We start from the raw sequence: 8,781 nt of genomic DNA, 5'->3' as shown, positions 1-8,781 counted from the left end.
CAACAAACAACTTCAATATCTCCCTAAACTTCTCTTCCGAAATGTGGGCACGCTTCAAATACTTGTTTCCCATAATAACACCATAGCTTATATCAACTTTAAGTCAATCTAAACTAGGCTTGAACCAAACAAAATAATAACCAATGTTGATGTCCAGCCAGCAGTAGGATTGCCATAAACTAGGGTCGTTATCAGAGTTATTACAAGATATATGAAAGCGAACATAGATATTGCCACTCCACAAAAGGAAGCCACACGCAGAGGCAATATAGAGCTTGATAAAACGCCGTCAATGGCAAGGTGGACTCGTTTAATCAATGTATAACTGGCCTCACCAGCGACACGCGGTGCAACTTCATAAGGAATTGATATTTTCCTATAACCTATCCAGCTGAAAAGACCTTTGGTATAGCGACATAACTCACGTAGCTCACACAATGCGTTTATGCAACGTCTATCAAGCAATCTAAAGTCATAACTCCCCATATCTAACGGCTCATCTGCGATATTCTTTAGCACTTTATAGTATAAAACAGTTGCAATTTTTCTAAAAAAACTATCTGTATCCCTAGATATGCGCTCAGCATAGACATCCGCATAGCCAGATTCCCATAATTTTAGCATATCGGGGATTATCTCTGGCGGGTGTTGCAAGTCTGCGTCAATAGTGACAACCGCATCGCCTTTGGCGTAGTCAAAGCCCGCCAACAATGCTACCTCCTTGCCGAAGTTGCGGGATAGGCTCACGTAAGCCACTCTGTTATCTGTGGCTTGCAGCTCTCTAATGATGTTTGCCGTCTCATCAATGCTGCCATCGTTTATAAATAAGATTTCAAAATCATAACTAGCAGAAAGGGTGTTGATTGTAGCACAGAGCCGTTTATGGAACAGGCGAACTGCCTGCTCCTCATTATAGCAGGGGACCAATATGGTGATGAGTTTCATACATTACCATAGAATGAGGACTTGGAGTTGCTGGTGCAACGTACACGTTTTGGTTCAAGCGGTATGCTACTATCCAGCAAGGGGCTTCGTCTAGCAGAATAATTCATTGGACGATTATAATCATTTTATTAAAATAGTCAACACAAAATATGTTTGTGTAATTGCACAAGTTAAAATGAAAAACTTGACTATCTCTTGTTTTTATTATATTGTCGGTCTATGTCAGATACTGATACCAACAGAGAGTATAAGGATAGCGTATTTACCAAGCTATTCTCTGATAAAGAGAAGCTCATTGAGCTATATAATGCCATTGATGGTGTTACCTATACGTTGTCAGATGGCATTATAATAAACACCCTAGAGAATGTTTTGTTTATGGGCAGACGAAACGATATATCATTTACTATAGGGGATAAGCTAGTTGTTTTAATGGAACATCAATCAACTATAAACGATAATATGCCATTAAGGTTTTTAGAATATATAGCTCGTTTATATGAGGGTATAGTAGATGACGAGGCTGTATATAAGAGAAACAGGTTGACAATACCCCGTCCAGAGTTTATAGTGTTATATAATGGAGTGAACCCATTAAAAGCAGATGACTATTATATAAAGCTATCTGAGATGTTTGCAAAAGACGAAACACATAAAGACGTGCATAACTTTTTAGAGTTAGAAGCGAGAGTGTTGAATGTTAATAAGGGACATAACAGGCAGGTTTTGCAAGCAAGCGGAACGCTTGGGGACTATGCGGAGTTTGTAGAGGTAGTTAGGCAGGAGACAAAGGGGATAGATAGCGAGGATAAGGTAGCTTTAGCTGGTGCAATGGAGCGGGGTATATTGAAAGACTTTTTATATAGACACTCGCGGGAGGTAATGAATATGGGTATGTTGACATCAGAGTTTGACATTAACGTAGCTAAAAGGGTATGGCGTGAAGAGGCGTTTGACGAGGGTATGCTAATAGGTATGCAGGAGGGCGAGCGAACAAAGTCCCTTGAAACTGCTAGGAACTTTTTAGCACTTGGGATGCCTCTTGACACCATATCAAAGGGCACAGATCTTTCACTTGCCAAGCTAAAAGAGCTACAAAACGATATATCAGGGCTTTCAGCCTCCAATAATGAAGCTGTGGTATGAAAAGCAAAAGTAGCACTATACTAATAGCACTTGTCGTTACACTACTTTGCTACGTGGGGCATTCTCATTGGGGCTATTCTCAAAGTCGTTTGCAGATTGATGTTATAACGGAATCTGGCAATGCCACTATGGTTAGGGCGTATCGCCCGACCCGTGTCCCTGTGGTAGTCAGCAAGCATTCGGAAAATGATGCTTTTATATCATTAAACACTTATCGCAGCTGGCGTTCACCTATACCGAACATTTTAGCTGAAGTAGCTGGGAGTGGGCAGTTAGCCTTTGTGTTGAATGCGCCACTTGTAGCTCACAAGGGGGGGGGGCATGTTAAGGGGTTATCAATGGACTACGCTAGCTTTGCCATTGATGACAGACAGTTTATTAGTGGCTCTCAACGAGCAGAGGCAGATGCTCCGCTGAAATATGTCGTCAATGTAAAAGACGGCGACAAACTAAAACTAGATATTAAATACCGCAGACACGTATCTGCCGTGTATTACTGGCATTTTTTGGTTCAAAATATTCATAAATATATAGCAGTCTTTATCCTTGCCACACTTGTTGTTTATTTTTTTGGCAAATACGTGCCTGTTGCCAGAGCAGCTATTGGTGCTGTAGTTTCGCGCAGTATCGGCGGGTTTGATTTGCAGAGTGCTATTCAGAAACTCTGGCAGAATACGCCCTCTCTTTATATCAAGTCATTTCTTTTGCTGTTTATAGCGATAAATGTTGCTTTCAGCTACCATACTATTTATAATACGTTCGGACATCACGACTGGAATGCTATCTTGGGACAGCCAATCACTCACGGGCACGATATTGAACTAGGCAGATGGGCACTGTATCTAGTGCCGCAGTTCTTTTTAGACAACAGAATCCTGCCTATTATAACAAATATGCTTGCTTTTGCGGGTTTAGCTATTGCTCCTGTTGCGCTAGCAGTATATTGGAAACTGCATAAAACGCTATTTGCGTATTCAATATTCGGCTTGCCGCTGGTGTTATCGCCCTTTATAATGTCGTGGCTATGGTTTCGTTTCTCTGAAGTTGGTGCTTGCTGGGCACCGCTACTTGCCACGTTGGGACTTATTTTGTTTGATAAGGCGGATACTAAACGTAGCACCTCTGCTAAAACCAGCTACTTCATTGTCGCTATCCTAATAACCACACTTGCGTTAGGGACACATCAATCAACGATAGATATAATGGCAATTATGGTCTTTGGGCGCATAGCGATAGACTTGCTCTTGGGCATAGATGACGGTGTTATAGACTATATTTACAATAAACGTTTATCTGTCGTTGGTATAGTTGTTTCCGTTGCTATGTTTTTAATAGTGTCTAAAGCTATTGTTGTGCTCACTCATATAGCAAATGCAAGGACTATAATGGCAACCCCTAGCCAAATGTTATCTACGTTGTTCTATGTGTTCAGTCATATTGTCAACCTTTGGCACTATGAGGGGGTGTTTCTTCCAAGTATCACTGCTAGACTAGTGTGTGTAATGCTCATTTGTGTTGTTGTTAGGGTGTTTTTTGCTTATGGGTGGAGACGTTCGCTACTTGTTTTGCTATCTATAATATCGGCTATAGTATTCAGCCGGTTTACGGCTATCGCTGGTCCTGGGATAGAGACATTCATGACTAACACCATTACAATCACTCAGAGCAGGGTAGATTTCTTCGGCATAAGGTACCTGTTTGTCCTGCCTATTGCGCTCATATTCGTCCAGAATAGTCTAGCACTTAGGAATATTGCTATAGTTCTTACCGCTATTATCTTAAAGGTATTTATTATTCAAGATTTCTGGTCGCAAAATGTGTGGAAGCAAGGTTTTGAGTCTGAACAAATGCTCTGGAATAGAATGCTTACCCGTATAGAAAGTTCTGCTAACTATGAGCAGGGCAAGGGATATACTGTTGTGCTTTTAGGCAATATGCCATCACATCGCTACTATTACTACGGCGTTGACAATCAATATCCGAGACCGGCTATTATAGCTGAAGATGATGTGATGGCAAAGGATAGCTACTCCCCTAATGGAATACATAGCTTGGCATTTTATAGTGCGAATTATTTTATCAACGATACTTGTTTCTACGGCGATTACGGCAATGGAGAGGTGCGTTCTCAAAATAAACCAGCGTGTGTGGATGCACTGCTAACACTTGCGCCGGAGATAGAGCACATCAAGCCATACCCCGCACCCAATTCTGTAGTTGTGAAGGGCGACTTGATGCTCATTGCAACTGAGAGCTATGCCGTTGACTACGTGAAGGATATTATAAAAACAGCTAAAAAACGCTAGCTTGCAATATTATGCCACCTGTTGTAAGATAAGCGGATGGATGCTGATATTGTAATATCCCTTGTTTCTGACGCTTTGCAGACTGCTGTCGTCATTGCTATGCCTATGCTGATGTTTGGGCTTGTTGTAGGGCTTATCGTCAGCATATTTCAGGCTGTAACGCAGATACAGGAACAGACGCTATCTTTCATACCTAAAATACTTGCTATAATAATCAGCGTTACATTGCTGTTCCCGTGGATGTTGCAGCTTATTGTATCATACACAAGCTCGTTGCTGATAAACCTGAACTCTCTGATAGGCAAGGTGTGACAGGTGCGCAACCGTAATTTTTGTGCTGTTTTAGTTGCTATAGTCGCTTTATCGCCCGTTTCCTGTGGGCATAAGTTGCCTCCGCTACCTAAGAGCAATATTAAGGTGGCTCCACCTGCTATGCACTTATCAATAGCCCCAGACGGCGTTCACTTGGCAAACCCATCTTCAAATATTTCTGTGTGCGAACGTGCCAGCTACAGGGGGGAGGGCAGTTCTTTATCGTGGTATAAATCGCTTGCGAAGATTGCTGCGGGTGGTGAGTTTGTAGATAGCGATGTCCAAAGTGGTGTTAGGTATGTTTATAGGTGCAGGAACTTTGATGCACGATATAACGTCTATTCAGAAGAGAGCTTATACAATGTTGTCTTTAGCGGAACAGTCAAGGTGAACGGTGTTCAATATGAGCTAACAGACAAACAGATATGCGTATCGGTAGATGCGAGCATTTATAGCAAATATGTAAATATCACTATAAATGGGCAACTTGCGGGCAAATATTCTGAAACCAATAGATGTTTTGTGCTGCCGAATGTTGCGAATATACTGCTTGTAGCCGTCCCATATTCTGATAGCGATACCGCTGGTGTCGCTTGGTCGGCGACTATCGCCCGCGACTTGCGAACGTTGGTGCTCCCACCACAAAACATTCGCGTGCTACGCAACAAAGTTAGAACAACTGTCAGCTGGGACAGAGTGGCTGGAACGGGCACTACATACCGCATATATACTAAAGACAGGGTTATAAACACCACTGCAAGCATTATTAGCCTGAATCCTCCCCCTAACGAGTGTGTCAGTTTCAGTTTATCCAGTGTGCGTGGCGGGCGCGAATCCGAAAAGGTATCTGTGGAGTCCTGCCCATGAAGTTTATCAGATTTATCGGCGTGTTGGGATTATTCTTAGTCGGCGCATATACCGCACGCCTTGTCTATCGGGGCAATCCCGCAAAGCGCGGAGCAAAACTGGCTGCTCTGACGCATATTGCATCAGTTAGGATGATGAAACTCTTTAATGTTAAGATTAATGTTGTTGGGGACATCGCTTGTCTCACTGATGGAGCACCCTGCTTGTTGCTTGCCAACCACCAATCTTATATTGACATACTTTTTATCTCCTCAATACGACCGACACTTTTTCTATCGCATATAGGCATTCAGCGTGAGCCAGTAATAGGTACTTTAGCTGAGTGTGGCGGGACGTTGTTTGTGGATAATACTACTATTGCGCATGTGCGCCAAGAGATGGAACGATTTGCCACTATGCTGAAAGACGGCAATATGATAACGTTGTTTCCAGAGGGGCACACTTACAGTGGCGATAGGATTATGCCTTTCCACGCTTCATTTATAAATGCGGCAATTCTAGCGGACGGGGACGTGTTGCCGATTTGCATACACTATGACAGATATAACGGCGAACCTATTACTTTGGCAAATAGAGATAAAATTTGTTGTTATGGAGATATGCCGTTTTTGCCGCATATAGCAAATGTTTATAAAGAGATGAAAAGTGCTGAAATTACAATTACAATAGCCAGTCGCATAAAGACTGCGTATAAATCGCGCAAAGAGATTGCGGACGAGGCTAAAAATTGGATGACTAAAACATTTAAGCCGTATCGTTGAGACTAGAAAGTATTTTCCCCGCCTTGCGGGGGAAAGAAAATAAATTTAGACTAAGGAGTATATAAAGTGGATATAGAGAGCTGGGAGAATAGCCTAGTATTGTTAAAAGGTATCGTTGGCGATGGCGAGGTGCGCCAAACGCATGCATCGGTCGTGCTGATGCAAGATGAGTTTGTCTATAAAATCAAGAAACCTGTTGATTTTGGCTTTTTAGACTATCGCTCACTACAACAGCGCAGAACGTATTCTATCCTAGAAAAGGAGCTTAACGAACGCTATAGCGATGACGTGTATGTTGACGTGTTAAAGCTCGTTCCTGTTGCTGGCGGAGCTTACGCTCTAGTGCCTATTGCCAATACCGTGCCCGCAGTAGAATATGTATTGAAAATGCGGCGGGTAGCGGAAGATAAATTTCTGTCAACTCGCATAGATAGCACTACTGGCGAAGAGTTAAAACGTATCGGCGGAGAGGTAGCGAGACGTCTATCGGTAGCTAGCGTTGCGCCAGATGTGATAGAGGGGTTGCCGATATATGAATCTATAACATTTAATTGCAAGGAAAACTTCTCGCAGATTGCTGACACTGAGCCTAAACTGGGAGAAAAGCTTGTTGATGAACGTCTGCGATATATTGAGAAAGCTACAAACGACTTTTTAACCGCTAATAAAGACCTGTTTAATCGCAGATATACTGGAGGTTTCGTTAAAGATGGGCATGGAGATTTGCGCCTAGAACATATTTACATCGGCAATGACGGCAAAATTAGCTTGATAGACTGCATAGAGTTTAACACGCGCTTTCGCACTAATGATGTGACAGCTGAAGCGGCGTTTTTATCTATGGAGCTTGATTATGCAGGCAAAATAGGGCTATCCGATGCCTTTTTAGGTGGGTTCTTTGATTTCTATAACGATAAAGATTCTATTTCTCTGCTGAATTTTTATCGTGCTTACCGTGCTGTAGTGCGGGCGAAGGTTGCCGCATTCACAATGCTCGGCTGTGGCAGGGATAATCCGCTCTATGCCGACAAATATGCAGAATATAATAGGTTAATGGATATGGCAGTTACTTACGCATTGACGATGAATAGCGTGTGCCCGCTTGTGCTATTCGGTATTATAGGTGCGGGCAAAAGCGAGCTGGCAAAGGCACTAGCGGAGCGGTTTCCAGTGCAGTGCATAAACACAGACGAGGTGCGCAAGGGACTAGCGGGCAAACCTGCTGACTATAACGGAGTTGTTGCTGCCAATGAGGGGTTATATACTCAGGAACGAACCATTGCCACTTATAATAAGTTAGGGGAGATTGTGGCAGATGCTCTAAAAGTTGCCCGCTTACCACTCTGCGACGGCACATTCCTAAAAACTGCTAACGTAAAAGCATTTGAGGAGCAGTTAACAAGCGTTACTCCCATATATATTGAAGTCCGTGCAGATGAAAATATTATAAAGGAGCGTCTGAAAGTTAGGGAGAGTAGCGGAGGCGTTTCTGACGGCAGACTGCAACACTATGAAACTTTGAAAAACTCACGCGACTACAACACCAGCGATTTGACAATAGATGGTGCACTGCCAGCTGCTACTAGCGTGGCGACTCTGTTAAAGTTTTTGCTCAAATGACTAATTTTGATATAAGGCAGCTCAATGCGCCGTTTGATGATTCGGTATTCTTCGTCCGCAATACATACCGCAAGCGGGCGTTGTTGCTTGATTGTGGCAGACTTACGAACATCAGCCATACGGAGTTGTTGAGTATTGGCGATATATTCGTGTCGCATACGCATATAGACCACTTCTATGGCTTTGACAGGGTGCTGAGGGGGTCGCTGACCGCTGACCAGTTTCTCACGTTGTATGGACCAGAGGGATTTGCCAACAACGTGAGTGGCAAGTTGCATGGCTACACATGGAACTTAACGGACTTTTATTCGTTTGCTATCAAACTCATTGAGCTTCACACAGACGGTAGCACAAAGACGTATCTATTCAAGGCGAGCAACAAATTTAATAAAGAACTAATCGCCGAGTCACCACCTCATACTGGAGAACATTTGCTAGATATAGGCGACTACTGGTCTGTCAAATATGACTTCTTTGAACATCGTATCCCCTCAGTGGGGTATAGAATAAGTGAACCGCCGCGCTATATCGTCAATGCCGATAAATTAGCCACTTTCGGCAAACGTCCTGATTCGTGGCTCTCAACCTTAAAAAAAGCGATATTAGAGGGCAAGGTTGACGAAACTAATATTGATGTAGAGGGCACGGCGTATAGAGCAAGCGAACTGCAGAAAATCTTGATAGACGAGGTGTCGCCACAGGTGCTGACGTACATTACCGACTGTGCCCCGACAGACGATAATATTGAGCGAGCAACCAAGCTAGCGAAAGACTCAACCGTGCTAATAGTTGAGGCAGTCTTTAAGGAAGAAGATAAGCTGCAT

At 43.1% G+C, this 8,781-nt stretch carries 8 protein-coding genes; 7 read left to right on the top strand and 1 reads right to left on the bottom strand.

Translation table 11 applies throughout. From position 1 onward, the window contains the following. Window positions 1-108: 108 nt before the first annotated feature. The gene (locus AC1MDJ_RS05785) at window positions 109-945 is read right to left on the bottom strand and encodes a glycosyltransferase family 2 protein (RefSeq protein WP_479689993.1); all 837 of its coding nucleotides are present in this window, start codon (window positions 943-945) and stop codon (window positions 109-111) included. Between the two features lie 219 nt (window positions 946-1,164). Here AC1MDJ_RS05785 and AC1MDJ_RS05780 point away from each other — a divergent pair, with 219 nt between their 5' ends. The 7 genes from AC1MDJ_RS05780 to AC1MDJ_RS05750 form a co-directional block, all read left to right on the top strand. Next, window positions 1,165-2,091 (top strand): RpnC/YadD family protein, encoded by a 927-nt coding sequence (locus AC1MDJ_RS05780; protein WP_479689992.1) that lies wholly within the window; start codon window positions 1,165-1,167, stop codon window positions 2,089-2,091. Further along, on the top strand, window positions 2,088-4,397 hold the full coding sequence (locus AC1MDJ_RS05775; RefSeq protein ID WP_479689991.1) for a glucosyltransferase domain-containing protein: 2,310 nt from the start codon (window positions 2,088-2,090) through the stop codon (window positions 4,395-4,397). The genes AC1MDJ_RS05780 and AC1MDJ_RS05775 overlap by 4 nt, the downstream gene beginning before the upstream one ends. A 36-nt stretch (window positions 4,398-4,433) precedes the next feature. After that, window positions 4,434-4,709, top strand: a complete 276-nt coding sequence (gene fliQ / locus AC1MDJ_RS05770; RefSeq protein WP_479689990.1) for a flagellar biosynthesis protein FliQ — start codon at window positions 4,434-4,436, stop codon at window positions 4,707-4,709. Between the two features lie 3 nt (window positions 4,710-4,712). Next, a complete protein-coding gene (locus AC1MDJ_RS05765) occupies window positions 4,713-5,576 on the top strand; it encodes a hypothetical protein (protein ID WP_479689989.1) in 864 nt (287 codons plus the stop codon). Beyond that, complete coding sequence (locus AC1MDJ_RS05760) at window positions 5,573-6,337, top strand: lysophospholipid acyltransferase family protein (RefSeq protein WP_479689988.1); 765 nt, start codon at window positions 5,573-5,575, stop codon at window positions 6,335-6,337. The genes AC1MDJ_RS05765 and AC1MDJ_RS05760 overlap by 4 nt, the downstream gene beginning before the upstream one ends. A 66-nt stretch (window positions 6,338-6,403) precedes the next feature. Further along, window positions 6,404-7,957 carry a bifunctional aminoglycoside phosphotransferase/ATP-binding protein gene (locus AC1MDJ_RS05755; protein WP_479689987.1) on the top strand — a complete coding sequence of 518 codons (1,554 nt, stop codon included), beginning with the start codon at window positions 6,404-6,406 and terminating at the stop codon, window positions 7,955-7,957. Further along, on the top strand, window positions 7,954-8,781 hold an 828-nt coding region (locus AC1MDJ_RS05750), incomplete at its 3' end, for an MBL fold metallo-hydrolase (RefSeq protein WP_479689986.1). The genes AC1MDJ_RS05755 and AC1MDJ_RS05750, both read left to right, overlap by 4 nt.

The sequence above is a fragment of the Candidatus Termitispirillum reticulitermitis genome (genome assembly GCF_054655775.1).
Note: the sequence above shows the minus strand (reverse complement) of the source record. Positions and strands in the feature narration are given on the sequence as shown.